Below are 1,019 nucleotides of genomic sequence, written 5' to 3' on the forward strand. Positions count from 1 at the left end.
GGAGAACCGGTTGGCGGGCATTTGGCAAAGCGTTCTCGGCGTGGAAAAGGTCGGGGTGAAGGACAACTTCTTCGATCTTGGAGGCCACTCGTTGAAAGCGACGATGCTGATGGCTCGGATGCATAAGGAATTGAATGTAAACGTACCGCTGCGGATCATCTTCCAGGTGCCGACGCTGGAACAACTGGCGCAGGCGGTTGCGGGGATGGAGCAGCAGCTGTATGCGTCGATCGAGCCGGTGGAAGCAAGAGCGTATTATCCGCTCTCCTCTGCTCAGAAACGGATGTATATCCTGAACCAATTGAGGGGTGCTTCGCTCGGTTACAATATGCCGGGGGTATATGCGGTAGAAGGGCCACTCGCTACGGAGCGGCTGGAGCAAGCGTTCCGCGCATTGATTGCGCGCCATGAATCGCTGCGCACCTCGTTTGAGATGGTGGATGGAGAGCCGGTGCAGCGCGTGCACGATCAGGTGCCTTTCGTGGTTGAGAGGAAGCGTCTGACGCAGGTCGAAAGCCGTATGTTTAAGGCAGAAACTTCACAGGGAGCCGGGGAGCCGTCGGAGGCGGAACGTATCGCGGATATGGCCAAGCAGGTGGAGTCGTTCGTGCGTCCGTTTGATTTGGAGCAAGCGCCGCTATTGCGTGTAGGACTGATCGAAGTGGAAGAGAACCATCATCTGCTCCTGTTCGATATGCATCATATTATTTCCGACGGGGTTTCGATGAACGTGCTTGTTCAGGAATTTGCGCGCTTGTATGAAGGAGATAGCTTGCCGGAGCTGCGGATTCAATACAAAGATTATGCAGCGTGGCAGCAGTCGCTGGCCCAAAGCGAGACAATGCAGAAGCAGGAAGCGTTCTGGATGGAGACGTTTACGGGCGATATCCCGGTATTGGAGCTGCCGACGGATTATGCGCGCCCTGCAGTGCAGAGCTTCGAAGGAGACGATATTACCTTTGATGTTAGTTCAGAGGTGACTGCAAGCTTGCAGCGAATTGCTGCAGAGACCGGAGCGA

The 1,019-nt window shown here is 55.3% G+C and carries 1 protein-coding gene; it reads left to right on the forward strand.

Features of this window, described 5'->3' with window-relative positions:
• Positions 1 to 55: 55 nt before the first annotated feature.
• Positions 56 to 1,019: condensation domain-containing protein (locus AZ66_RS29295; RefSeq protein WP_231587107.1), on the forward strand; the 964-nt coding region annotated here is incomplete at its 3' end.

This window comes from Paenibacillus sp. E194, assembly GCF_000935845.1.
Classification (GTDB): Bacteria; Bacillota; Bacilli; order Paenibacillales; family Paenibacillaceae; genus Paenibacillus_B; species Paenibacillus_B alvei_B.